This is a genomic window from Gordonia sihwensis NBRC 108236 (assembly GCF_000333035.1).
In the GTDB taxonomy this organism is placed as follows: domain Bacteria; phylum Actinomycetota; class Actinomycetes; order Mycobacteriales; family Mycobacteriaceae; genus Gordonia; species Gordonia sihwensis.
Genome location: NZ_BANU01000014.1, coordinates 1 through 24,125, shown reverse-complemented (window position 1 = coordinate 24,125; position 24,125 = coordinate 1). Strand labels below are relative to the sequence as shown.

At 68.0% G+C, this 24,125-nt stretch carries 24 protein-coding genes; 22 read left to right on the top strand and 2 right to left on the bottom strand.

The features are described 5' to 3' along the window. The first annotated feature begins 137 nt into the window (after positions 1–137). The 15 genes from prfA to GSI01S_RS09825 all read left to right on the top strand — a co-directional run bounded on the left by prfA (position 138) and on the right by GSI01S_RS09825 (position 13,712). Positions 138–1,211, top strand: a complete 1,074-nt coding sequence (gene prfA / locus GSI01S_RS09895; RefSeq protein ID WP_006896410.1) for a peptide chain release factor 1 — start codon at positions 138–140, stop codon at positions 1,209–1,211. Next, positions 1,208–2,140, top strand: a complete 933-nt coding sequence (prmC, locus tag GSI01S_RS09890; protein WP_006896409.1) for a peptide chain release factor N(5)-glutamine methyltransferase — start codon at positions 1,208–1,210, stop codon at positions 2,138–2,140. Before prfA ends, prmC begins: the two co-directional genes overlap by 4 nt. Then, entirely contained in the window at positions 2,137–2,796 is a 660-nt protein-coding gene (locus GSI01S_RS09885; RefSeq protein WP_039867458.1) for an L-threonylcarbamoyladenylate synthase, read from the top strand. The genes prmC and GSI01S_RS09885 overlap by 4 nt, the downstream gene beginning before the upstream one ends. Next, positions 2,793–4,016, top strand: coding sequence for a serine hydroxymethyltransferase (gene glyA / locus GSI01S_RS09880; protein ID WP_006896407.1), 1,224 nt, complete (start codon positions 2,793–2,795; stop codon positions 4,014–4,016). Before GSI01S_RS09885 ends, glyA begins: the two co-directional genes overlap by 4 nt. 2 nt (positions 4,017–4,018) lie before the next feature. Further along, entirely contained in the window at positions 4,019–5,176 is a 1,158-nt protein-coding gene (locus GSI01S_RS09875; protein WP_006896406.1) for a glycosyltransferase family 4 protein, read from the top strand. A gap of 27 nt (positions 5,177–5,203) precedes the next feature. After that, positions 5,204–5,695 (top strand): Cg1360 family ATP-synthase-associated protein, encoded by a 492-nt coding sequence (locus GSI01S_RS09870; protein WP_006896405.1) that lies wholly within the window; start codon positions 5,204–5,206, stop codon positions 5,693–5,695. 301 nt (positions 5,696–5,996) lie between these two features. Further along, the gene (gene atpB / locus GSI01S_RS09865; protein ID WP_231875735.1) at positions 5,997–6,725 is read left to right on the top strand and encodes a F0F1 ATP synthase subunit A; all 729 of its coding nucleotides are present in this window, start codon (positions 5,997–5,999) and stop codon (positions 6,723–6,725) included. A gap of 113 nt (positions 6,726–6,838) precedes the next feature. Beyond that, positions 6,839–7,081, top strand: coding sequence for an ATP synthase F0 subunit C (locus GSI01S_RS09860; RefSeq protein WP_006896403.1), 243 nt, complete (start codon positions 6,839–6,841; stop codon positions 7,079–7,081). Between the two features lie 14 nt (positions 7,082–7,095). Beyond that, positions 7,096–7,650 (top strand): F0F1 ATP synthase subunit B, encoded by a 555-nt coding sequence (locus GSI01S_RS09855; protein ID WP_006896402.1) that lies wholly within the window; start codon positions 7,096–7,098, stop codon positions 7,648–7,650. 124 nt (positions 7,651–7,774) lie between these two features. Further along, positions 7,775–8,599: a F0F1 ATP synthase subunit delta gene (locus GSI01S_RS09850; RefSeq protein ID WP_006896401.1), complete on the top strand. Its 825-nt coding sequence runs from the start codon at positions 7,775–7,777 to the stop codon at positions 8,597–8,599. Between the two features lie 66 nt (positions 8,600–8,665). Further along, a complete protein-coding gene (gene atpA / locus GSI01S_RS09845; RefSeq protein WP_006896400.1) occupies positions 8,666–10,300 on the top strand; it encodes a F0F1 ATP synthase subunit alpha in 1,635 nt (544 codons plus the stop codon). Between the two features lies 1 nt (position 10,301). Then, positions 10,302–11,255, top strand: a complete 954-nt coding sequence (locus tag GSI01S_RS09840; protein WP_006896399.1) for a F0F1 ATP synthase subunit gamma — start codon at positions 10,302–10,304, stop codon at positions 11,253–11,255. Positions 11,256–11,293: 38 nt separating this feature from the next. Next, the gene (gene atpD / locus GSI01S_RS09835; protein ID WP_006896398.1) at positions 11,294–12,739 is read left to right on the top strand and encodes a F0F1 ATP synthase subunit beta; all 1,446 of its coding nucleotides are present in this window, start codon (positions 11,294–11,296) and stop codon (positions 12,737–12,739) included. A 9-nt stretch (positions 12,740–12,748) separates the two neighbouring features. Continuing rightward, entirely contained in the window at positions 12,749–13,126 is a 378-nt protein-coding gene (locus GSI01S_RS09830) for a F0F1 ATP synthase subunit epsilon (RefSeq protein WP_006896397.1), read from the top strand. 136 nt (positions 13,127–13,262) lie between these two features. Then, positions 13,263–13,712 (top strand): DUF2550 domain-containing protein, encoded by a 450-nt coding sequence (locus GSI01S_RS09825; protein WP_006896396.1) that lies wholly within the window; start codon positions 13,263–13,265, stop codon positions 13,710–13,712. A 20-nt stretch (positions 13,713–13,732) separates the two neighbouring features. On the opposite strand, the gene GSI01S_RS09820 is transcribed toward GSI01S_RS09825, so the two are convergent. Then, positions 13,733–14,323: a cob(I)yrinic acid a,c-diamide adenosyltransferase gene (locus GSI01S_RS09820; protein ID WP_006896395.1), complete on the bottom strand. Its 591-nt coding sequence runs from the start codon at positions 14,321–14,323 to the stop codon at positions 13,733–13,735. Between the two features lie 37 nt (positions 14,324–14,360). Here GSI01S_RS09820 and murA point away from each other — a divergent pair, with 37 nt between their 5' ends. The 7 genes from murA (at position 14,361) to GSI01S_RS09785 (ending at position 22,887) form a co-directional block, all read left to right on the top strand. Beyond that, a complete protein-coding gene (murA, locus tag GSI01S_RS09815; RefSeq protein WP_006896394.1) occupies positions 14,361–15,617 on the top strand; it encodes a UDP-N-acetylglucosamine 1-carboxyvinyltransferase in 1,257 nt (418 codons plus the stop codon). Between the two features lie 195 nt (positions 15,618–15,812). Then, positions 15,813–17,084, top strand: a complete 1,272-nt coding sequence (gene mdo, locus GSI01S_RS09810; protein ID WP_006896393.1) for an NDMA-dependent methanol dehydrogenase — start codon at positions 15,813–15,815, stop codon at positions 17,082–17,084. 65 nt (positions 17,085–17,149) lie between these two features. Further along, positions 17,150–18,196: a MadB family AAA-type ATPase gene (locus GSI01S_RS09805; protein WP_006896392.1), complete on the top strand. Its 1,047-nt coding sequence runs from the start codon at positions 17,150–17,152 to the stop codon at positions 18,194–18,196. After that, positions 18,193–19,695, top strand: a complete 1,503-nt coding sequence (gene madC / locus GSI01S_RS09800; protein ID WP_006896391.1) for a MadC family VWA domain-containing protein — start codon at positions 18,193–18,195, stop codon at positions 19,693–19,695. The genes GSI01S_RS09805 and madC overlap by 4 nt, the downstream gene beginning before the upstream one ends. Positions 19,696–19,730: 35 nt before the next feature. After that, positions 19,731–20,909 (top strand): iron-containing alcohol dehydrogenase, encoded by a 1,179-nt coding sequence (locus GSI01S_RS09795; protein ID WP_006896390.1) that lies wholly within the window; start codon positions 19,731–19,733, stop codon positions 20,907–20,909. A gap of 2 nt (positions 20,910–20,911) precedes the next feature. Next, on the top strand, positions 20,912–22,246 hold the full coding sequence (locus GSI01S_RS09790) for a MadS family sensor histidine kinase (RefSeq protein WP_006896389.1): 1,335 nt from the start codon (positions 20,912–20,914) through the stop codon (positions 22,244–22,246). After that, the gene (locus tag GSI01S_RS09785) at positions 22,246–22,887 is read left to right on the top strand and encodes a MadR family response regulator transcription factor (RefSeq protein ID WP_006896388.1); all 642 of its coding nucleotides are present in this window, start codon (positions 22,246–22,248) and stop codon (positions 22,885–22,887) included. The genes GSI01S_RS09790 and GSI01S_RS09785 overlap by 1 nt, the downstream gene beginning before the upstream one ends. Positions 22,888–22,923: 36 nt before the next feature. Here the strand turns inward: GSI01S_RS09785 and mftM are convergent, their stop codons facing one another. Next, entirely contained in the window at positions 22,924–23,766 is an 843-nt protein-coding gene (gene mftM / locus GSI01S_RS09780) for a mycofactocin oligosaccharide methyltransferase MftM (RefSeq protein ID WP_039867425.1), read from the bottom strand. Positions 23,767–24,125: the final 359 nt, after the last annotated feature.

Here is a 24,125-nt window from a genome sequence, read left to right as displayed (position 1 = left end):
CGTCTGTCGTTTAACGCCCACCGTCGTTTAACGCCACCGTCGGTTAACGCCCGCTGTCGTTCGACGCCGCCGTCTGGCGCGGCGCGGCACGCCGGAGTGTCTGGGTGGAGCCTCCTAGGACGAAAGAGAATCATCAGGTGAGTACGCAGGAACCGTCCGCGATCGACGACATCCTCGCCGAGCACGCCGGACTCCAGACTCAGTTGTCCGACCCGTCGTTGCACGACGACCCGGCCAACGCGCGCCGCGTGGGCAAACGGTTCGCCGAACTCGCACCCGTGATGACCACCTACACCAAGCTCACGGCCGCGCGCGACGACCTCGAGGCGGCCAGGGAACTCGCCGAGGCAGATCCGGGATTCGCCGAGGAGATCCCGGCGCTCGAGTCGACCGTCGCCGAGTTGGACGCCGCGCTGACCGACCTGCTGGCGCCCCGCGATCCACACGATTCCGACGACGTCGTGCTCGAGGTCAAGTCGGGAGCGGGTGGCGAGGAGTCGGCGCTGTTCGCCTCCGACCTCGTCCGCATGTACCTGAAGTACTGCGAGAAGCGCGGCTGGAAGGCGACGGTCCTGGGCGTCACCGAGTCCGATCTCGGCGGCTACAAGGAGGCCACCGTGTCGATCAAGGCGCGGGAGACGCTCCGCGACGGTGTGTGGTCGCGGCTGAAGTTCGAGGGCGGTGTCCACCGGGTTCAGCGGGTTCCGGTCACCGAGTCCCAAGGCCGGATCCACACATCGGCCGCCGGGGTGCTGATCTACCCGGAGCCCGACGAGGTGGAGGAGATCCACATCGACGAGTCCGACCTCCGGATCGACGTCTACCGCAGTTCCGGGAAGGGCGGTCAGGGCGTCAACACCACCGACTCGGCGGTCCGCATCACGCACCTGCCGACGAACATCGTCGTGACCTGTCAGAACGAGCGCTCGCAGTTGCAGAACAAGGCCCGTGCCATGCAGGTGCTCGCGGCGCGGCTCAAGGCCCTGGCGGAGGAGGAGGCCGAGGCCGAGGCCGCCGCCGGCCGGCAGGCGCAGATCCGGACCGTGGACCGTTCGGAGCGGATCCGCACATACAACTTCCCGGAGAACCGCATCACCGACCACCGGATCGGCTACAAGGCCAACAACCTCGACTCGGTGCTCGACGGTGAGATGGACGCGCTGCTCGACGCGCTCGTCGACGCCGACAAGCAGGCACGCCTGCAGCAGTGACGGCACCCGAAGGCGGTTCGGCCGACGCTCTGCGCCGGTGGGCGGCGGTGCGGCTGGCCGAGGCCGGGATCGACTCGGCCGGTGCCGAGGCCGCCGAACTGGTGGCGCAGATGCTCGGGGTGGATCCCGGACGGCTGCTTCTCGTCGATGAGGTGCCTGCCGAGATGCGCAGTCGCGTCGTTGCCGCCGTGGAGCAACGCTGCTCGCGGGTTCCTTTGCAGCACATCACTTCTCGCGCATTCTTCGCGGGCCTGGAGTTGACGGTGGGACCGGGAGTCTTCATTCCGCGGCCGGAGACCGAGTTGCTAGCGGAGTGCGCACTGGCCCGCATCGCCGAACTCCGCGAGAGTGCGGGCGACCCGATCCGCGTGGTCGACCTGTGCTCCGGGAGCGGCGCGCTGGCCCTGGCGATCTCCGCCGGCGCACCCGACGCGACGGTGACGGCCGTCGAGCGCTCGGAGCGGGCGCTGTCGTATCTGCGACGCAACCTCGAGGCGACCGGACTCACGGAACGGGTCGCCGTGGTGCGGGCCGACGTCACCGATGTCGCGGCGGTCGCGCCCCTGCTGGCTTCGGCGCACGTCGTCGTGAGCAACCCGCCGTACGTTCCGTCCGGCGCCGAGGTCTCACCGGAGGTGGCGCACGATCCGCCCGAGGCGGTCTTCTCCGGCGACTGCGGAATGGACCTGATCGATCAACTGGCGCCGATCCTCGCCTCGGCTCTGCGAGTGGGCGCGTTTGTGGCCGTCGAGCACGACGACACGACCGCCGATCTGGTGCGCGACGCGCTGACGGCGACCGGCGGATTCGCCGCCGTCCGCACCCATGACGACCTCGCCGGGCGACCCCGGTTCGTGACCGCTGTACGAGCAGCCGTCGGTGACCCTGCGCGATCGGGGGCCGACGGCGTGGAAGGATGGAATACGTGAGCGCGGTGTTCGATTGCAGTGATCCAGACGAGCGGGAAGCCGGAATCCGGGCGGCGGTGGGAGCCGTGCGCGCCGGGCGGCTCATCGTGATGCCGACCGACACGGTCTACGGACTCGGGTGCGACGCATTCGACAGCGAAGCGGTCGCGTCGCTGCTGGCGGCGAAGGGCCGCGGGCGGGACATGCCGGTACCGGTCCTGGTGGGCTCGTGGCACACCGTGGACGGTCTCGTCAGGTCGGTGTCGCCGCAGGCCCGAGAGCTGGTGCAGGCCTTCTGGCCGGGCGGTTTGAGCCTGGTGGTGGAGCAGGCCCCGTCTCTCGCCTGGGATCTCGGCGACACCTCGGGCAGCGTGATGATCCGCATGCCACTGCATCCGGTCGCGATCGAGCTGCTGCGGGAGATCGGGCCGATGGCCGTCTCCAGCGCCAATATCTCCGGCCATCCGCCGGCGGTGCAGGTGCACCAGGCCCGCGAGCAGCTGCAGGAGAAGGTGTCGGTCTATCTCGACGGCGGTCCGGCCGACCATGCCGTCGCCTCGACGATCGTCGACCTCACCGGCCCGGACCCTCGCATTCTGCGTGAGGGCGCGATCACCGCCGAGGACATCGCCGAAGTGCTCGACGTGGACGCGGATGAGCTCCGGGGACGGCCGTGACCGATCCGCTGGCGAGTGATCCGGAGATCGCCGAACTGCTTCGGCGCGAGGAGACGCGCCGGCGCGGCAGCCTGCAGATGGTGGCCGCGGAGTCGACGGCCACCCCCGCGGTGCGGGCCGCGGTCGGATCGATTCTGGCGGACAAGTACGCCGAGGGCTATCCCGGCCACCGGTACCACGGCGGAGCGGAGGTGGTCGACGAGGTCGAGCAGCTCGCGATCAGCCGCGCGCACACGCTGTTCGGCGCCGATTACGTCAACGTCCAGCCGCTGTCGTGGGCGCTCGCGAACTTCGCGGTGTACGCCGCGTTCTCGCAGCCGGGCGATCAGGTGCTCTCCCTGAACCTCAAGCACGGCGGCCACCAGTCACACGGCTCGCGCGCGAACCTGTCGGGACGCTGGTTCAGTGTCCTGAACTACGAGGTCCGCCGCGACACCGAGCGGATCGACTACGACCAGATCCGGGATCTGGCCCTGATCCACCGGCCGCGGATTCTCGTCGCGGGCGGTACGTCCTACTCCCGGTCGTGGGACTTCGCGGCGATGCGCACCATCGCCGACGAGGCCGACTGCATCCTCTGGGTCGACGCGGCGCATCTGGCCGGTCTCGCCGTCGGCGGGGTGCTCGACTCGCCCGTGCCGTACGCCGACGTGGTGACGGTCGCCACCAACAAGGTGATGCGCGGACCGCGCGGCGGACTGCTGCTCGCCAGGTCCGAACACGAGGACTCGCTCTCGCGGGCGGTGTACCCGTTCATGCAGGGTGCTCCGGCGATGCACTCGATCGCGGCCAAGGCGGTGGCGTTCGGCGAGTGCCTGCGCCCGGAGTACGCGGCCTATGCCCGCGACGTGGCAGACGACGCCGCCACCCTGGCCACCGAACTGGGCGCCCGCGGGCTGCGCACCGTCTCGGGCGGCACCGACACGCATCTGGCGGTGATCGAGGTCTCGTCGCTCGGCATCACCGGACGGGAAGCGGCCAAGCGGCTGGCGGCCTGCCGGATCATCGTCGACAAGGCGGTCACCCCGTTCGACGAGGCGCCGGTCTCCGAGGGCTCGGCCATCCGCTTCGGCACGGCCGTACTCGCCGCCGACGGACTGCGGCCCGCGGACATGCCGCAGATCGCCGACCTCATGCTCGACGCCATGCGGACCGATCCGTCCGACGAGGCCCGCCGCGCGGCGATCACCGCCGCCGTGGCGGCCGTGGGGGAGGGGTGACGGTGCTCGAATACGCGCTGGAGTCGTCCGGCGGCGGTGCTGGCGTGCCCTTGCGCGAACTCGCGCTCGTCGGCCTCACCGCCGCGGGGATCACGTACTTCCTGACCTCGCTGGTGCGGGTCTGTGCGGTCCGCTTCGGCGCCGTCGCCGTTCCCCGGCAGCGTGACGTCCATGTGATCCCGACGCCGCGGCTCGGCGGTGTCGGAATGTACATCGGCATCGTCTGCGCGATCGGCCTGGCCGCACAGTTGCCCGCTTTGAACCGCGGATTCTCGTACACCCACGACATGCTGGCCGTCATCACCGCGGGACTGGTGATCGTGCTCGTCGGCGTGATCGACGACCGCTGGGGCCTGGATGCGCTGACCAAATTCGTCGGACAGCTCACCGCCGCCGGCGTCCTGGTCATCATGGGCGTCAGCTGGTACCTGCTCTACGTGCCGTTCGCCGACATCGGCACGGTGGTCCTCGATCCGCTCCAGGCCGGCCTGCTCACCGTCGCCATCACGGTCACCACGATCAACGCGATCAATTTCGTCGACGGACTCGACGGCCTCGCGGCCGGACTCGGGCTCATCGCCGCCAGTGCGATCTGCCTGTTCTCCCTCGGACTCCTCCACGACCAGGGCGGCGACGTGAGTTACTACCCGCCGGCCCTGATCACCGTGGCTCTCGCCGGCGCGTGCCTGGGCTTTCTGCCGCACAACTTCTCGCCGGCGCGGATCTTCATGGGCGACTCGGGCGCCATGCTGATCGGACTCATGCTCGCCGCCGCGTCGACGAGCGCCTCGGGCCGCGTCGCCCGCAGCGCATACGGCCCCGCGGATATGTTCACCCTGCTCTCGCCGCTGATCCTGGTGGCGGCGGTGATGTTCATTCCGATGCTCGACATGATCATGGCGGTGATCCGGCGGACGCGCGCCGGAGTGGGCTTCTACACGCCGGACAAGATGCACCTTCACCACCGGTTGCTCGAACTCGGACATTCGCAGCGACGCGTGGCGCTGCTGATCTACCTGTGGGTCGGCGTGCTGGCCTTCTCCGTGGCGGCGGGCAGCCTGCTGCCTCTCGAGGTGGTGATGCCGCTGTTCTTCGGTGGTCTGGTCATCGCGCTGGCGGCGACCTTCGCTCCGCGGTTGAGCCGCCGGTTCGCCCGATAGCGGGGCGGCTGGCTAACCTGGTCTCTCGTGTCGACCAATGACGAGAACGAATCACCCGAACCGGCCGCGAGCGGCATCGACTCGGGGGCGCTGGACGAGGCCACCGATCCCACCGCGCCGCTGCGGGCCGGCCTCAAGTACGGCCTCTACGGACTCGGGGCGCTGCTCGTCGCGGGCCTGCTGATCTGGTGGCCCTGGAAGGGCACTCCGGGGTTGTGGGGCGTACTGGTGGGCGCAGCGATCGGCGGCGGCTTCATCCTCATCACGGTGTTGACCATCCTGCTCACCGCGAAGGCGTCACCGAGCGTGGTGATGGGGGCCCTCATGGGTGGATACCTCGTCAAGGTGGTGATCGTGATCGCTGTGACCGCGCTTCTGAAGGATATGACCTTCTACAGCAAAGGCGCGCTGGTCAGCATGCTGATCGGCGCGATCGTTCTGGTTCTGGGCAGCGAACTGTGGGGAGTGTTGACCACCCGGCAGACCTATGTGGGTCCGGACGCCGACTCGGAGGTCTGAATGTGACGAGTATCACGAAGGGTCGCCTGACCAGCTACTACGGCTGATAGTAGAACGATTGCATCGGGACGATATGCAGATATTGTCGCCCCGGATTGGTCGCTGACCATCCTGACTTGCTAGTCTGCTCACCGCGGGTCGATGCGGCAATGTGCAGTTCAATGCACTGCGGCACCTCGCACACTGAACGATGGAACCCGCCGGCTGAGAAGTTGTGCGGGCCCGAGAACGGGAGAGAACGCTGAGCGCCACCCTCGCAGCCGAGTTCCACGCACCGTCCCTGGATGACTTCTACCCCCCGATGCTGTTCGGAGAAGACACCTGGTGGGGAATGGACCGGCTCATGCTGATCCGAGTCGTCGTGGCGGTGCTCGTCGCGGCGTTTTTCGCGCTCGCTCTGCGCAGCCCCAAGATCGTCCCGAGTGGTCTTCAGAACGTCGGTGAGAGCTTCATCGACTGGGTGCGCATCAACATCGCCGAGGAGATCCTCGGCAAGCAGAACGGCCGCAAGTTCCTGCCGATCATCGCCTCGATCTTCTTCGCGACGATCTTCCTGAACTTGACCTCGATCATCCCGTTCCTGAACATCTCCACCAACGCACGCATCGGCATGCCGCTGGTGATGGCGGCGGTCGCCTACATCACCTACTGCTGGGTGGGCATCGCCAAGTTCGGCTTCTTCGGCTTCATCCGATCCTCGATCGTGCTCCCCGGTGTGCCGCTGCCGATCCACTTCCTGCTGGTTCCGATCGAGTTCGTCTCGACCTTCATTCTGCGGCCGTTCACGCTGACCGTCCGACTCATGGCCAACATGCTGTCCGGCCACATCATGCTCGCGCTGTTCTTCGCCGCGACGCAGTTCTTCATCATCGACAAGAGCGGCATCTGGAGCGTCGCCGGACTGGGCTCGCTCGTCGCCGCCGTCGGCTTCACCTTCTTCGAACTTCTGGTCATCGCGCTGCAGGCGTACATCTTCGCTCTGCTGACCGCGGTCTACATCGACCAGTCGATCCACGCAGACGCGCACTGACACGACTCGTCCTGACCAACTGAATACTTCGGGCCGGCACGAGCGCCGGACCGAAACAGACTGACTCGCTCGCCCGACCGGGTGGGGAGCCACCAAGAAAGGGAATCGCAAAGATGAGCTACATCGCCCAGACTCTGGCCGACGAAACCATCACGGGTAAGGGCTTCGGCGCGATCGGCTACGGCCTCGCTGCCATCGGCCCCGGTATCGGCGTCGGCATCGTGGCCGGCAAGGCCATCGAGGGTATCGCCCGTCAGCCCGAGCTGGCCGGTCAGATCCGCACCACCATGTTCCTCGGTATCGCACTCTCTGAGGCTCTGGCGCTGATCGGTATCGTCGCCGGCTTCATCTTCTGATACGAGACCACGACATGATCAACACCAGTCTGATTCTCGCCGAAGAGAGCGAGAGCCATAACCCGCTCCTTCCCGAGTGGTACGACATCACCTGGTCGCTGGTCGCCTTCGCCGTCGTCCTCTTCGTCTTCTGGAAGTTCGTCATCCCGCGGTACCGCAAGGTGCTCGACGAGCGTCACGACACGATCGAGGGCGGTATCGCCCGCGCCGAGGCGGCTCAGGCCGAAGCGGCTCAGCAGCTGGCGGCCTACCGCGAGCAGCTCGCAGGCGCTCGTGAAGAGGCTGCGGCGATCCGCGACGAGGCACGCACCCAGGGTGCGCAGATCGTCTCGGACATGAAGGCTCAGGCAACCACCGAGAGCGAGCGGATCATCGCCAACGGCGCGGCTCAGCTCGACGCCCAGCGTCAGCAGGTCGTCTCCGAACTGCGCGGTGACCTCGGCAAGCTGTCGGTCGATCTGGCCGAGAAGCTGGTCGGTGCGTCCCTGTCGGACGACGTCAAGCAGGCCGGAACCGTCGACCGGTTCCTCGCCGAGCTGGACGGCGTGTCGAACGAGACCGCCAAGTAATCCGATGGATACACCGATGGTGCGGGTCGGCGAGGGGGTCGGAGAGATCTCCGTCCCTCGCTCCGCCGCATCCGAGGCAAGCCGACACCCAGGCGGGGTCCGCCTAGACAAGGAATGTAGCTAGATGTACGCAGCGTCAAGCCGCGAAGCCCTCGAAGGGGCCCGCGTTGAGCTGGAAACCGTCCTTCGTGGAACCTCCGCATCGTCCGACACCGATGCGGTGACTGTCGGCGAGGAACTGCTGTCGGTGTCCGACGCCGTCAGTGGTGACCGCTCGCTGCGCATCGCGCTGGCCGACTCGAGCACTGCGCCCGACACCCGGGCGGCAGTGGCCGACAAGGTCCTGACCGGCAAGGTCTCTGACGCCACCCGTTCCATCGTCTCCTCGACGGCGGCGCGGGCGTGGTCAAGCGATGCCGACCTCGTCGAAGGCCTCCGCCGGCTGGGCCGAGAGGCTCTGCTGCTGGCTGCCAAGGACGCGGGCAAGTCCGATGCCGTCGAAGACGAGCTGTTCCGCCTCGCACGCGTGATCAAGGGCGACACGGCTCTGGAGCAGGCACTGTCCGATCGTGCACGCAGCACCGCCGATCGCACCGCGTTGCTGCGCAAGCTGATCGACGGCAAGGTGGACACCATCACCGAGCGGCTGGCGGTGAACGCGGTCGCGACCACCGAGGAGCTCCCCGGCGACGCGGTCGACGAACTGTCGCAGCTCGCCGCGGCGAGCAACGGCCGCAAGGTCGCCTACGTCACCAGCGCGGGCGAGCTGTCGAGCGATCAGCGCAACGCGCTCGCGGCCAAGCTCACCGAGATCTACTCGGCACCCGTCACCCTGCACGTCGACATCGATCCCGAGCTTCTCGGCGGCGTCGTGGTGCGTGTCGGTGACGAACGCATCGACGGCAGCATCTCGGGCAAGATCGCGACGCTGCGTCGCGGCCTGCGGTAACACCATCGCACGTCACCACAATCGATTCCCAAGACCAAGAACCAGAAAGCCAGGAAGAGCAGGAACATGGCGGAGTTGACCATCTCCTCCGATGAAATTCGGAGCGCGATCGCAAGTTACACCGAAGACGTGGGCAACCAGGCCTCGCGAGAAGAGATCGGCACCGTCACCGACACCGGCGACGGCATCGCTCACGTCAGCGGCCTTCCGGGTGCCATGGCCAACGAGCTGCTGGAGTTTCCCGGCGGCATCCGCGGCGTCGCACTGAACCTCGACCTGGACGAGGTCGGCGCCGTCATCCTCGGCGACTCGGAGAACATCGAAGAGGGCCAGGAAGTCAAGCGCACCGGCAACGTCCTGTCGGTCCCGGTCGGCGACAAGTTCCTCGGCCGAGTCATCGACCCGCTGGGCTCGCCGATCGACGGACTTGGCGCCATCGAGTCCGAGGGCGACCGCGTCCTCGAACTGCAGGCAGCCACCGTCCTCGAGCGTCAGCCGGTCGAGGAGTCCCTCGCCACCGGTATCAAGGCCGTCGACGCGATGACCGCGATCGGCCGCGGCCAGCGTCAGCTGGTCATCGGCGACCGCAAGACCGGCAAGACCGCGCTCTGCATCGACGCCATCCTGAACCAGAAGGCCAACTGGGCCACCGGTGATCCGGAGAAGCAGGTCCGCTGCATCTACGTAGCCATCGGTCAGAAGGGCTCGACCATCGCGGGCGTCAAGACCGCCCTCGAAGAGGCGGGCGCGATGGAGTACACCACCATCGTCGCCGCTCCGGCGTCCGACTCGGCCGGCTTCAAGTGGCTCGCACCGTACACCGGCTCGGCCCTCGGCCAGCACTGGATGTACCAGGGCAAGCACGTCCTGATCGTGTTCGACGACCTGTCGAAGCAGGCTGAGGCCTACCGTGCGATCTCGCTGCTGCTGCGCCGCCCGCCGGGCCGCGAGGCGTACCCCGGTGACGTGTTCTACCTGCACTCCCGCCTGCTGGAGCGCTGCGCCAAGCTGTCCGACGAGCTCGGCGGCGGATCGATGACCGGCCTGCCGATCATCGAGACCAAGGCCAACGACGTCTCGGCGTTCATTCCGACCAACGTCATCTCGATCACCGACGGTCAGGTCTTCCTCGAGTCGGACCTGTTCAACAAGGGCGTCCGCCCGGCGATCAACGTCGGTATCTCGGTCTCCCGTGTCGGTGGCGCCGCACAGACCAAGGGCCTCAAGGACGTCTCCGGGTCGCTGCGTCTGGAACTCGCGCAGTTCCGTGAGCTGGAGGCCTTCTCGGCCTTCGCCTCGGACCTGGACGCCGCGTCGAAGGCACAGCTCGAGCGCGGTGCCCGCTGGGTGGAACTGCTCAAGCAGGATCAGTACAGCCCGGTCGCCGTCGAGGACCAGATCGTCTCGCTGTACCTCTGCGGCGAGGGCTTCATGGACTCGGTGCCGGTGGCCGACATCCGCCGCTTCGAGGCCGAGCTCCTCGGCGATCTGCGGCACACCGCTTCCGGTGTGTACAGCAACATCGCCGGCGGCAAGAAGCTCACCGACGAGGACAAGGCCGCACTCGCGACCGCCACGAACAACTTCAAGGCCGGCTTCATCGCCTCTGACGGCAGCCGTGTCGTCGAGGTCGAGGCCGACCCGCTGGCGCCCGAGGACGTCGAGTCCGAGACGATCCGAGTGACGAAGAAGCTGAAGTAACATGGCAACCATTCGGGAGCTGCGCTCACGGATCAAGTCGATTCAATCGACGAAGAAGATCACGAAGGCGCAGGAGCTGATCGCGACCTCACGGATCACCAAGGCTCAGGCACGGGTGGCTGCCGCCCGTCCCTACGCCCAGGAGATCACCCGGGTCGTCACGACGCTGGCGAACGCCTCCACGTCCCTCGACAGCCCGCTGCTGGTCGATCGGGAGAACCCGCGCCGCGCCGCGGTCCTGGTCGTCACCAGCGACAGCGGTCAGTGCGGCGGGTACAACTCGAACGTGCTGAAGGAGACCGAGGAACTCCTCTCGTTGCTCCGCAGCGAGGGCAAGGAACCGGTCGTGTACGTGATGGGCCGCAAGGGCATCGGGTACTACACCTTCCGTGACCGTCCGGTGGCCGCCGGCTGGTCCGGGTTCTCCCAGCAGCCGAAGTTCTCCGACAGCGCCGACGCGGTTCACCATCTCGTGGACTCCTTCCTGGCCGGATCCGGTGAGTCGGTGGCGCTGCCCGAGGGCGGCGAGATCGAGGGCGTCGACGAACTGCACATCGTCTACACGCGTTTCGTGTCGATGCTGACGCAGAAGCCGGTGGTGCGCCGGATGGCGCCGATCGACGTCGAGTTCGAGATCGAGCAGTTGAACATGGGGGAGGACATCCTCGAGGACTCCGCCAACGCCGAGGTGAGCGCCGAGGTGGAGTTCGAGCCCGAGGCCAAGGAACTGCTCGACGCGCTGTTGCCGAAGTACGTGGCATCGCGGATCTTCGCTGCGCTGCTCGAGTCGGCGGCATCGGAGAATGCGGCACGTCGCACCGCCATGAAGGCGGCGACCGACAACGCGACCGAGCTCGAGAGGAACCTGTCCCGTCAGGCCAACGCGGCCCGTCAGGCGCAGATCACCCAGGAAATCAGCGAGATCGTCGGCGGCGTCGAAGCGCTGGCGAACTGATCGCGACACAAGACACACCTGAAGGAAAGTGAAGAACAATGACTGCAGCAGTCACTGATACGCCGGGGGCCGCGTCCGCGACAGCCGGTCGTGTCGCCCGGGTGATCGGCCCCGTCGTCGATGTCGAGTTCCCGCGCGGCGCCATTCCCGCCCTGTTCAACGCCCTGCACGCGGAGGTCACCCTTCCGGCGGTCGCGAAGACCCTGACGCTCGAGGTCGCTCAGCACCTCGGCGACAACGTCGTCCGCACCGTCTCGATGCAGCCCACCGACGGCCTCGTCCGCGGTGCGGCCGTCGTCGACACCGGCAAGCCGATCTCGGTTCCCGTCGGTGACGTCGTCAAGGGCCACGTCTTCAACGCGCTGGGCGACTGCCTGGATGCGCCGGGCACCGGTCGCGACGGCGAGCAGTGGGGTATCCACCGCAAGCCGCCGGCCTTCGATCAGCTCGAGGGCAAGACCGAGATCCTCGAGACCGGCATCAAGGTCATCGACCTGCTGACCCCGTACGTCAAGGGCGGCAAGATCGGTCTGTTCGGTGGCGCCGGTGTCGGCAAGACCGTTCTGATCCAGGAGATGATCACCCGTATCGCTCGCGAGTTCTCGGGCACCTCGGTGTTCGCGGGCGTCGGCGAGCGTACGCGTGAGGGCACCGACCTCCACCTCGAGATGGAGGAGATGGGCGTTCTTCAGGACACCGCGCTGGTGTTCGGCCAGATGGACGAGCCGCCGGGCACGCGTATGCGCGTCGCTCTCTCGGCCCTGACCATGGCCGAGTACTTCCGCGACGTGCAGCACCAGGACGTGCTGCTGTTCATCGACAACATCTTCCGTTTCACCCAGGCCGGTTCCGAGGTCTCGACCCTGCTCGGCCGTATGCCTTCGGCTGTGGGTTACCAGCCCACGCTGGCCGACGAGATGGGCGAGCTGCAGGAGCGCATCACCTCGACCAAGGGCCGTTCGATCACCTCGCTGCAGGCGATCTACGTCCCCGCGGACGACTACACCGACCCCGCGCCGGCGACCACGTTCGCGCACCTCGACGCCACCACCGAGCTCTCGCGCCCGATCTCGCAGCTGGGTATCTACCCGGCCGTGGATCCGCTGACCTCGACCTCGCGAATCCTCGAGGCCTCGATCGTGGGCGACGAGCACTTCCGCGTCGCCAACGAGGTCAAGCGCATCCTGCAGAAGTACAAGGAGCTGCAGGACATCATCGCGATCCTCGGTATGGACGAGCTCTCGGAAGAGGACAAGGTCACGGTCGCGCGCGCCCGTCGCCTGCAGAAGTTCCTCGGCCAGAACTTCCTGGTCGCCGAGAAGTTCACCGGCCAGAAGGGTTCGGTCGTCCCGCTGTCGGACACCATCGAGGCCTTCGACCGCGTGTGCAAGGGCGAGTTCGATCACCTGCCCGAGCAGGCCTTCAACAGCTGCGGCGGGCTCGACGACGTCGAGGCTGCAGCCAAGAAGATCGCCGGAAAGTAGTCGCTGCTCATGGCTGACAAGACTTTCCGACTCGAGGTCGTCTCGCCGGACTCGGAACTGTACTCCGGCGACGCGACGTTCCTCGTGGCTCAGACCACCGTCGGCGAACTCGGCATTCTCGCGAGCCACGCTCCGATGCTGGCTGAGCTCGCTCCCGGCGGCTGCGTCGTCGTGACCGAGTCCGGTGGAAACCGGACCGCGTTCGCGGTGCAGGGCGGATTCCTGTCGGTGACCGGCGAGTCGGTCACCGTGCTCGCCGAGCACGCGCAGTTCGCCTCCGACATCGATGTCGCCGCCGAGCGCTCGGTGCTGGAGTCGGCCGACGAGGGCAGCGCGGAGTTCCTCCGGGCCAAGTCCCGGGTCCGCGCCGCGGAAGCCGTGGGCTGACCGGGAGACTGCGACATTGCGCGCAGCAGATGTGATTTAGACGACGACAGCCGTCCTGCTCTGCAGGGCGGCTGTCGTCGTCTCAGGAAGGGCTCATCCGCGGTCGTGTATACCTGCATGTGAGGAGGTTGATGCGGTGCCGATGTGGGTATGGGTGATCGTCGGCGTCGTCGTGGCCGGCCTGTTCGTGGCCGCAGGCGTCGTCTACCGGCTGATCGAGGTCCGGCGCGCCGGGACTCCGGTGCTGCTGCGGTCGCTGCCCGCCGACGCCGATCAGGGCTGGCGGCACGGGTCGGTGCAGTACGGCGACGACGCCCTCGCGTACTACCGCCTCAGTTCCCTGCGTCCGGGCCCCACCGTCAGCCTCTCGCGCCGCCGGATCGAGATCGTGGGACGCCGAGCCCCGGTCGGCACCGAACTGGAGATCATGGACGCCGACTTCGCCATCGTCGAGCTGTCGATAGGGCGCTCCGGTGCCGGTGGCCGCTACGAAATCGGCATGAGCCCGGCGGTCTCCACGGCCTTCCAGTCGTGGATCGAGGCGCGTGCCCCGAAGCGGTCCAAGCGGCGTCGTCCGGCCGCCTGATACCGGGCGCGCCCCGCTCCTCACCGCTTCCGGTCGCCTCCCGGAACCCACTTGACGTCGCCGACCCCGGCGCGCACGTTGCTGACCCGTGCCAGGATGAAGAGCAGGTCGGAGAGCCGGTTGAGGTACTTGGCCGGAAGCACGGACGAATCGTCGGGATGTTCGGCGATCGCCGCCCAGGCGGAGCGCTCGGCTCGCCTGGTCACCACCCGCGCCTGGTGCAGAAGCGCCGACAGCCCGGTACCGCCGGGGAGGATGAACGAGTCCAGGGGAGCGAGCTCGGCGCCGAAGGAGTCGCACCAGGCTTCGAGCGCGTCGATGTACTCCGGTTCGATCCGCAGCGGCGGATACTTCGGATCGTCGACGACCGGGGTGGAGAGATCGGCCCCGGCGTCGAAGAGGTCGTTCTGGACCGTGGTCAGGACCTCCGCGATATCGGGCGGGACGTCCGCGGCGAGCGTGAGAGCGGCTCCGATGGCCGCGTTGGCCTCATCGCAGTCGGCGTACGCGACCACTCGGGAGTCGGTCTTCGGGACTCGTGAGAAGTCGGAGAGACCGGTGGTCCCGTCGTCGCCGGTGCGGGTGTAGATGCGCGTGAGATGGACTGCCATGTCTGTCAACCTACGCGTCCGGCGATAAGCTGTGTGCGTGAGTGATCGCTACTTGGTTACTGGTGGGGCACGGCTGGCGGGAGAGGTGACGGTTGGGGGAGCCAAGAACAGCGTTCTGAAGCTCATGGCGGCGGCACTGCTCGCGGAGGGCCGCACAGTTCTGACCAATGCGCCCGAGATCGCCGACGTCCCGCTGATGGCGGACGTGCTGCGCGGACTCGGCGCCGAGGTGATGATCGACGGCGACGTGGTGGTGATCGACGTGCCCGCCGAGCCCGAGTACCACGCGGACTTCGACGCGGTGAAGCAGTTCCGCGCCTCGGTCTGTGTGCTGGGCCCGCTGATGGCCCGGCGACGCCGGGCGGTGGTGGCCCTGCCGGGCGGTGACGCCATCGGTTCCCGGCCGCTCGACATGCACCAGGCCGGACTGCGCGCGCTGGGGGCACAGAGTGCGATCGAGCACGGCTGCGTGGTCGCCGAGGCCGAGGAACTCACCGGTGCGGCGGTCGCGCTGGAGTTCCCCTCGGTGGGAGCCACCGAGAACATCCTGATGGCGGCCGTGCTCGCCGAGGGCGTCACGACCATCGACAACGCCGCTCGCGAACCGGAGATCGTCGACCTCTGTGAGATGTTGATCCAGATGGGCGCCCGAATCGACGGCGTCGGCTCGCCCACGCTCACTGTCACCGGCGTGCGGTCGCTGAGCCCGACCCGCCACCACGTGGTCGGCGACCGGATCGTCGCCGGAACCTGGGGAGTGGCTGCGGCGATGACCCGCGGCGACATCCGGGTGCGCGGCGTGGACCCTGATCATCTCCGACTCGTGTTGAAGAAGCTCGAAGACGCGGGGTCCACGGTGGAGCGGTTCGACGACGGTTTCCGCGTGGTGCAGGCAGGCCGGCCGGTGGCGGTGAACACCGCGACGCTGCCGTATCCGGGCTACCCGACCGACATGCAGCCGATGGCGATCGGGCTGGCGGCCGTCTCCGAGGGCATGTCGATGATCACCGAGAACGTCTTCGAGGCGCGCTTCCGGTTCGTCGAGGAGATGGTGCGGCTCGGCGCCGACGCCCGCACCGACGGGCACCACGCGGTGATCCGCGGTGTCGAGACGCTTTCGAGCGCGCCGGTGTGGTCGTCCGACATCCGTGCCGGCGTCGGTCTGGTGCTGGCGGGTCTGGTCGCCGACGGCGTCACCGAGGTGCACGACGTGGAGCACATCGACCGCGGGTACCCGAACTTCGAAGAGCAGCTGAGCGCGCTCGGCGGCAAGATCGAGCGCGTCTCCGGCTGAACGCCCTTCGTCGTTCGCCCTCCTTCAACGCAGAACCTGTCCGAACGGCCAGGTGCGTCTCCCATCCGCTCGGGCTGATCCTCTCGGCGCCGGGTCAGGGCCCCTTGTCGCCATGATGTGACGGGGAACACGCTGGTGGGGACCGTTTCGGCAACGGGGTGCACCGCATCCCCGACAGAAGGAGTTGACCAGCCCATGGCAATCGAGCTGAATCAGATCTGGGACTTCCCGATCAAGGAGTTCCACCCGTTCCCGAAGGCGAAGCTCGGCGTCGGCGCGCACGACATGCTCGGTGTCGAAGCCAAGGAACTCGGCATGACCCGCGTGCTGTTGATGACGACCGGCCTGCGCGGTTCCGGGATCATCGAGGAGCTGACCGGGAAGATCGAGTACCAGGGCGTCGACGTGGTCCTGTTCGACGAGGTGCAGTCGAACCCGAAGGACACCAACGCGATGGACGCCGCGGCTCGCTACCAGTCGGAGAAGTGCGACGGGATCATCTCGGTCGGCGGCGGCTCGAGCCACGATGCGGCGAAGGGCGCGCGAATGGTGATCGCGCACGACGGCCGCAACATCAACGAGTTCGAAGGCTTCTCCAAGGCCACCAATAAGGAGAACCCGAAGCACATCGCGGTCTCGACCACCGCGGGCACGGGTTCGGAGACGTCGTGGGCGTACGTCATCACCGACACCTCCGACATGGACAAGCCGCACAAGTGGGTGGCCTTCGACGACACCTGCCTGGTGGATCTGGCGATGGACGATCCGTTGCTCTACTACTCGTGCCCGCAGGAGTTCACCGCGTACTGCGGTTTCGACGTCCTCGCACACGCCAGTGAGCCGTACGTCTCGCGACTGGACTTCGCGCCCTCGCTGGGGAACGCCAAGTACTCGATCGAGCTGATCGCGAAACACCTGCCCACCGCCGTCTACGACCCCCACAACCTGGAGGCACGGACCGGCATGATGCACGCCCAGTACATCGCGGCCCAGGCGTTCAACTCGGGCGGTCTCGGCCAGATCCACTCGATGTCGCATGCGGTTAGCGCGTACTTCGACCTGCATCACGGACTGAACAACGCGATCGCGTTGCCGCGCGTGTGGGAGTACAACCTGCCGGCGCGGTACGAGCGATTCGCCGAGATCGCTCCGCTGATGGGCGTCGACACCCGCAACATGACGACGGTGCAGGCGGCCGACGCCGCGGTCGAGGCCGCGATCCGGCTGTCGAAGGACCTCGGCATTCCCGACAACTTCGGCTCGGTGCACCCCGACACCTACCAGAAGAACCGGATGAACACGGGCAAGTACGAAGGCCGCGGCTCGTCGATCGACACCTCCGACGAGATGATCCGCACCATCTCCGAGCACATGATGGAGGACTGGTGCACGCCGGCCAATCCGCGCGAATGCACGGTCGAGTCGCAGATTCCGATGATCCGCCACGCGATGACCGGAAGCTACTGATCGCGACGGTCGAGCAGGACGAGGAGATACGTGCCGTGATGGAGACGACGAAGACGAGGAAGCCTGTGCCTGCCGAACCGCGGGACGGCGAACCGATCGCGCAGTTCGAGACGGTCGACGACCTGACCGCGTCGCTGGAGGCGCAGGGTTATCTGATCGAGCCGGACCTCGCGGTGGTGCTGCACCTCGCGACCCTGCTCGACCGTCCGTTGCTGCTGGAGGGCCCGGCCGGCGTCGGGAAGACGGAGCTGGCGAAGGCCCTCGCCGCGGCGTCGGGCCGGGAACTCATCAGGCTCCAGTGCTACGAGGGCCTCGACGACGCGCGGGCGCTGTACGAGTGGGACTACGCACGCCAGCTGCTGCACGTCCAGATGCTCCGTGACCGCATCAGCGACGAACTGGCGGCCCACGAGACGCTCTCGGCCGCGTCGTCGGCGCTCGCGCGAACCGACGTCGGCGTGTACACCGAGGACTTCCTGGTGCCGCGTCCCCTCCTCGCGGCCATCATGTCCACGGCGCCGACGGTGCTCTTGGTCGACGAGATCGACCGCACGGACGAGGCGATGGAGGCGGTGATGCTGGAGGTGCTCGCCGAACGCCAGGTGACCGTTCCCGAACTCGGCACCTTCGTCGCGCGGTCGGCGCCGTGGGTGATCCTCACCTCCAACGACACCCGGGAGCTCTCGCCCGCGCTCAAGCGGCGGTGTCTGCACTTCCAGGTGTCGTACCCGACGGCCGAGCGGGAGCAGCGCATCGTGGCGGTGCGGGCGCCCGGGGTGCCCGAGGCGGTGGTCGCCGACGTCGTCGATCTGGCGCGCCGGCTCCGCGAACTCCCGCTCCGCAAGAGCCCGTCGATCGCCGAGGTGATCGACGCGGCGCGGGCCGCGGCACTCCTGGGTGATCGGCGAGCCGGTGACGGCGACCCGGCGTTGATGTCGTTGCTGGTGAAGTTCGGCACCGACCTCGACCAGGTGCGACGGCTCCTCGCGTCCGATCTCGGATCGGGTGCGAAGGCCGGATCGGGGACGGCGGGTTCGGGCGTGACAGGTTCGGGGACCGCCACCGCCTTCGGTGCCGGCCGGGCCCGGTCCGGTGCCGGAGCGCGGCGATGACCGTGCTCGACGGTCTCGCCGTGGCCTTCGGCCACACGCTGCGAGCCCACGGCCTCCCGGCGTCGCCCGCGGAGGTGATCGAGATCCGGCGTGTGATGGACATCGTCGGAGCGGCCGACCTCGATCGCCTCCGGACGGGGCTCCGGTGCGCCAGCGTGAAGTACTCGCACGAGCAGCCGATGTTCGAGCGTGCGTTCGCGACCTACTTCGGTCTCGGCCGGCCCGAGGAGACGGCCGCCGATCGGCCGAAGGTGCGGACCGTCGTCAACGATCTGCCCGACGACGTCGCCTGGGACGAGGACTTCACCGGCGCCGGACGGATGATCGGTGCCGACGAGCACACCGAGGAGATCGGCGATCTGATGATCGACGATCCCGATGCCGCCGAACGGACGGGCGAGAGCTCACACCGCGAGGACGACGATTTCTCGGTCTCGTCCGGCACCGAGGAACTCCAGGTCGCAACCGAATCGGACAACGTGAGCAGCGGCGCCACGTACACGATAGACGTGGACCACGCCGCTGCCGCGGACGTCGGAGAACTGGTCGCGAGCACCGCGCGCGTCCAGGGCGGAGCGCTGTCGCTGGCCGACGCGGCCAGTCTGCTGCGCGCCCTCGGCGCGGGTGACGGCCGGACGGCGTACGAGCAGGACGGCCCGTGCGACCAGGTCGCCGGGCTCGGCGCCGAACGGCGCGAGGCGCTGGAGGAAGCCCTCGCGCGGTTCGTCGACGCACTGTCGGAGCGGATCGAGACGGTGGCGGCCGATCCGGCCGGGACTGCCGTCGAACACCGCGACCAGGCCGATCTCGATCGGGCCTGTCATCGGCTGGTCCAGCGGATGCGAGGAGCTCCGAGACGGGTTCCCCGACTCGCCGACACCGGCCGTCTGGACATGCGGGCCACCATGCGCGCGGCGATCGCGACCGACGGGATTCCCGTCGACCTGTGGCGACGCCGGACCGTGCCCGGGCCGGTGCGACTGTTGGTGATCGTGGACGTCTCCCTATCGGTGCGCCCGGTCGCCGGCTTCATCCTGCGGCTCGCTCAGACCCTGCACCGCTTCGGCGATCGATGCGAGGTGATGGCCTTCGTCGACGATCCGGTGCTCGTGACGCCGGCTCTGCGGGCCGCCGACACCGACGACGCTCTGGCGGCAGTCCTGGCCGCCGACGGTCTCGACCTCGCCGCGACGAGCGACTACGGACGCACCTGGGCCGCCGTGCTCGACCGCTTCGGCGACCTGCTCTCCCGGCGGACCAGCGTGCTGGTGGTCGGGGACGGACGGAGCAACGCCTTCGATCCCCGGGTGGACCTCTTCGCCGAGATCGCGCGCCGCGCTTACCGAGTGGCCTGGCTGACGCCGGAACCCTCCCGATACTGGAACCAAACCGGTTGTGCGCTAGGCGATTACGCCGAACACTGTGCCGGTGTCGTGAGCGCGCGCGACGGTGAAGAGATCCTCACCCGGTGCGATGAACTCGGCGCGGCGCTGCGCTGAGCGGGGTAGCGTCACCGGCGAACAGGAGGTGATCGGTGACCGGTGACCGGACGCCGCGGCGCGCCACCACCAGCGTCGCGAAGTTTCACACGCCGGAGATCGTGCTCGGCCCCGGATCGTTCCCGGAGGCCGCCGTGGCCGTCGCCGGGCTCGGGGTCCGCCGGCCGCTGGTGGTCTCCGACCGCCGCCTTGAGGCCGCGCCCTGGTACGGCGCACTGCTCGACGACCTCCGCGCCCAGGGTCTGAGTCCGGCGTCGTATCTGGACGTGACGCCGAACCCTCGGGCGGGCGAGGTGGCCGACGGCTTCGCCGCGTATCGCACACACGGTGCCGACGGCCTCATCGCCCTCGGAGGGGGATCGGTGATCGACACGGCCAAGGGCGTCGCCGTGCTCGCGTCCAACGGCGGGGTGATCCTCGAGTACGAGGGCATCGACCGTGCGGTGCGGCCGCTGCCGCCGCTGGTCGCGGTACCGACCACGGCCGGCAGCGGGGCCGACGTCTCTCAGTTCTGCATCATCAACGATCCCGAGCGGCGGACCAAGGTCACCATCATCGGGCGCACGTTGGTGCCGAATGTGACGGTGATCGATCCGACGCTGCTCACCACGGCACCGCCGGAAGTGACCGCGCAGGCGGGGATGGACACGCTCACCCATTGCGTCGAGGCGTACGTGTCCCTGGCTCACGGCAGGCTCACGGACTCGCTCGCGCTCGAGTCGCTCAGCGGAGTGTGGAATAACCTGGAACGGCTGGTCGACGACCCGCGCGACGCCGGAGCCGGCGAGGAGATGGCGCTGGCGTCGCTGCGGGCCGGTATGGCGTTCACCAACGCGATCCTCGGCGCCGCCCACGCCATGAGCCACCCGGTCGGCGGATACTGCGACGCCCCGCACGGCACCATCAATTCCGTCCTGCTGCCGCACGTCATCCGCTACAACGCCGTGGTGTGCGCGGACGACTTCGTGCAACTCGCCGACGCCGTCGGGCTGGCGACGTCGGGAGACCCGCGGGCCGTGGCCGACCGGCTGGCCGACGCCGTCGCACGGCTCGCGGCGCGGGTCGGCATGCCCGACACGCTGTCGCCCCTCGGTGTGCGGTCCGGTGACCTGGATCTGCTCACCTCACACGCTCTGGCGGATTCGTGCATGATCACCAACCCGCGGCGGCCGGAGGAGGCCGCGATCCTCGACCTGTACCGGCAGGCGATGTGACCGTGCCCGAGAAGGAACCGGATCTCGCCAGCCTCGTCGGCCTGCGCACCGTCAAAGCCGGGCACTACGCGCAGTTCCGGGGCACGGCGGCGCGCCTGAGCCGGGTGATGACCGCGTTGGAGGGGATCTCGAAGGCGCTGGTGCAGACCGCCGAGGGGCCCGAGGCACTGGTGGTCGCGGTGGTGGAGACGGTACGAGACCATCTCGGCGCCGACTGGGTGCTGTTCGCGCTGGCCGACGGTCAGTTGGGCAAGACCACCCCGCGGCACCTGATCGCGTCGGGGGACGGGCGGATCATGGCCTTCGAGGGCGTCCGGATCGCGACCGAGCCGACGGATCTGCCCGATCAGGTGCTCAACCGGCTCAACGACGTCCTGCGCGGCGAACGCGATGTCCTTCACGGCCCGATCGTCTCCGAGCACCACATCCATGTGCCGGTCGAATTGGACGGGCGAGTGGTGGGCGGACTGTCGGCGTGGACGCCCTCCGACCGCGACGTCGACCCGGCCGATCTCATGGTTCTACGCATCCTCGCCGGTCAGGCAACCGTGGCGATGGTCAATGCCGCGCTGTTCGCGGAGACCGACCGTCGGGCTGAGGAACTCGCGGAGCGGAACTCGGAACTGCTCCGGACCCAGCGCGAGCTGTCCGCGGCCCAGCGCACAGCGCTCTTGGGCGGCGAGCGGGCGCGCATCGCGCGGGAGCTGCACGACTCGGTCGGTCAGTCGGTTCTCTCGGCCGGGCTGCAGATGGAACTGTGCCGCCCGTCGGTGTCGGGTCCGGCCGCCGACCACGTCGACAAGGCGGTCCGGCTCACTCGCGACGCGATGGAGCAGTTGCGGAACGCGATCTACACGCTCGCCGATGCGCGGACACCGGCGCCCAGCATCGCCGAGACCCTCGATGAACTGTGCGCCCTGCACATGCCTGCCGACACACAGACGTCAGTGACCGTCCGTGGGCGGCCGCGCGAGCTCTCCGGCAACCTCCAGCACGCCGTGCTGCGGATCGCGGGGGAGTCCTTGTTCAATGCCGCCGTGCACTCCGAGGCCGAACGGGTGAACGTCACCTTCGGCTACACCGATGAGCGGGTGACGCTGTGGGTGGACGACGACGGGGTCGGAGATCCCGACGACCTGCGTTCGGTTCTGCGGGCAGCACTGGCCGGAGACCGGGCGGCCGGCCGTCATCGGGGATTGGCGAACATGGCGTCTCGGGCCGAAGAACTCGGCGGGACTCTGCGTATCCGCAGGTCGCGGCTCGGTGGCGTGCGGATCGCCGCCGTGTTGCCGCTCGTTCCGCCGGGTTACGGCGACTCGGCGGAGGAGGAGATCTGATGGGCGCACCGATACGGACGGTCCTGATCGATGATCACGCGTTGCTGCGCGAAGGCCTGCGGTCGTTGCTGGAGCGGGACGACGACGTGGTGGTGGTCGGCGAAGCCGGAACCTTCGACGCCGCGCTGGCCGAGATCGCGCACTGTGCGCCCGATGTGGTCGTGGTGGACCTCAAGCTCACGGCGGGTACCGAATACGAGGGTCTGCGCCTGATCCGGGAGATAGCCAAGCGGAATCCCGGGGTCGCGACTCTGGTGCTCACCACGTTCCTCGACGACGATCTGGTGGTGCGGGCCGTCCGCGCCGGCGCCAAGGGGTACGTGGTCAAGGACGTCGACACCACCGAACTGATCCGCGCCATCCGCACCGTCTCGACGGGCGGAAGCGCCTTCGACCCGCGCAGTGCCGCGATCGTGCTCCGCACCGTGTCCGGCGAGCACGAGGCGCCGGCGGATCTCACCGACCGCGAACGCGAGGTGCTCAAGCTGCTGGCGGACGGAAAGTCGAACGCCGACATCGGCAGAACGCTGTTCATCTCGGAATCGACGGTGAAGTTCCACATCCGCAATGTGATCCGGAAGCTCGGGGTCTCGAAGCGCACGGACGCGGTGTACGTCGCGAGCAAGCGCGGACTGATCTGATCGCCGACCCGGGCGGTGAGTGACGGCGGTCTTCGTCTACAGGTCGATGACGAGCCAGCCACCGTGGTCGGCGAAGATCGTCGTGCGGTGCTCACCGACCGCCTGCGCCCACTGCCGGAGGTCGGCCTCGCGGAGCAGTTCGAGGTGGCCGAAGTGGGGACACACTTCATCCTCGTACGGCACCGCGACCACCACGCGACTCCGCGCGACCCGGCAACATTCGGCGATCGCGGTGCAGACATCGTCTGCGGGGAGGTGCTCCAGAAGATGCAGTATCGTCACTGTGTCGAAACTGTCATCAGTGAAAGGCAGGCGGCGAACATCGCCCGGGACGGTCGTCACCGGGAGATTCAGGCTCGACGAGGCGCTCCCGAGGAGGTCCAGGGCGCCCTGGCAGATGTCGGTGGCCGTCACCGCGAATCCGTCGCCGGCGCACTGCAGGGCGAAGAAGCCGAAGCACGAGCCCACCTCGAGGACGGATTCGCCGACGAGAAGGCCGCGCGCGCGGCGATGGATCGGACTGAACGGCACTGAGCCATCACGGAGTTCCCGGACTGAGTTGCGATAGAAGGCGACCCAGGCCTCGTCCGAATCGGCCGCGCACCCGGTGATGAGTTCGACCGCCGCGGCCTCGAACTCCTCCTGGCCGGCGATCGCGCCGGCCGACACCAGCGCAGTGAGTTCGCCGACAACCACCGAATCGCTGATGTCGCGTGGACCGTAGGGGTGCGCCAGCTCGAGCAGATCGCCGGATCGTCGCCACCTCAGCCGACCGGATCCTCGGAAACCGGCGAGTGCCGAGCGGCCGGACACGGTCTCGACGACCAAGCCACGTGTCGGCGCAGATAGAGCGGCTGGGAGTGCGGTGGCGGTGCTCATTCTCCGACGCTAAGACGGTGGCGCCCTCGGGGTAACTGACCCAACGGTCGTGGGAGCTGACCGAAAGTACAGGTCTGCGACCGTCGACCTGCGGAAACCGCCGAATGTTCACTCTCGCGACCTGGCGATTTGACCTTCCGGGCCGCGCTGCGTAACTTATTGCAGGTCAGCGCGTCGGTGCTGGCGAGCGAAATGTCCTTCCGGTCGGTGAGTTGATCTTGCCGGGGTGGTGGGGGTAGAGTAGCGGTCCTGCGTCTGGCGGACTTCCCGTTCTTCTTCGGAGTTCGAGAATGTCGCGGTTGCAGGGAAGATTCCAGTCTGGTAGGCTGGAAAGGTCGCCTCGGAGACGGGGTGGCGGA

Bases quoted from the DNA above. Each gene is read 5' to 3' on its own strand.
- atpB (WP_231875735.1), top strand. From the start codon at position 5,997: ATGCTGTTCGGAGAAGACACCTGGTGGGGAATGGACCGGCTCATGCTG.
- GSI01S_RS09860 (WP_006896403.1), top strand. From the start codon at position 6,839: ATGAGCTACATCGCCCAGACTCTGGCCGACGAAACCATCACGGGTAAG.
- GSI01S_RS09855 (WP_006896402.1), top strand. From the start codon at position 7,096: ATGATCAACACCAGTCTGATTCTCGCCGAAGAGAGCGAGAGCCATAAC.
- GSI01S_RS09850 (WP_006896401.1), top strand. From the start codon at position 7,775: ATGTACGCAGCGTCAAGCCGCGAAGCCCTCGAAGGGGCCCGCGTTGAG.
- atpA (WP_006896400.1), top strand. From the start codon at position 8,666: ATGGCGGAGTTGACCATCTCCTCCGATGAAATTCGGAGCGCGATCGCA.
- GSI01S_RS09840 (WP_006896399.1), top strand. From the start codon at position 10,302: ATGGCAACCATTCGGGAGCTGCGCTCACGGATCAAGTCGATTCAATCG.
- atpD (WP_006896398.1), top strand. From the start codon at position 11,294: ATGACTGCAGCAGTCACTGATACGCCGGGGGCCGCGTCCGCGACAGCC.
- GSI01S_RS09830 (WP_006896397.1), top strand. From the start codon at position 12,749: ATGGCTGACAAGACTTTCCGACTCGAGGTCGTCTCGCCGGACTCGGAA.
- GSI01S_RS09820 (WP_006896395.1), bottom strand. From the start codon at position 14,323: ATGGCAGTCCATCTCACGCGCATCTACACCCGCACCGGCGACGACGGG.
- mdo (WP_006896393.1), top strand. From the start codon at position 15,813: ATGGCAATCGAGCTGAATCAGATCTGGGACTTCCCGATCAAGGAGTTC.
- madC (WP_006896391.1), top strand. From the start codon at position 18,193: ATGACCGTGCTCGACGGTCTCGCCGTGGCCTTCGGCCACACGCTGCGA.
- GSI01S_RS09785 (WP_006896388.1), top strand. From the start codon at position 22,246: ATGGGCGCACCGATACGGACGGTCCTGATCGATGATCACGCGTTGCTG.
- mftM (WP_039867425.1), bottom strand. From the start codon at position 23,766: ATGAGCACCGCCACCGCACTCCCAGCCGCTCTATCTGCGCCGACACGT.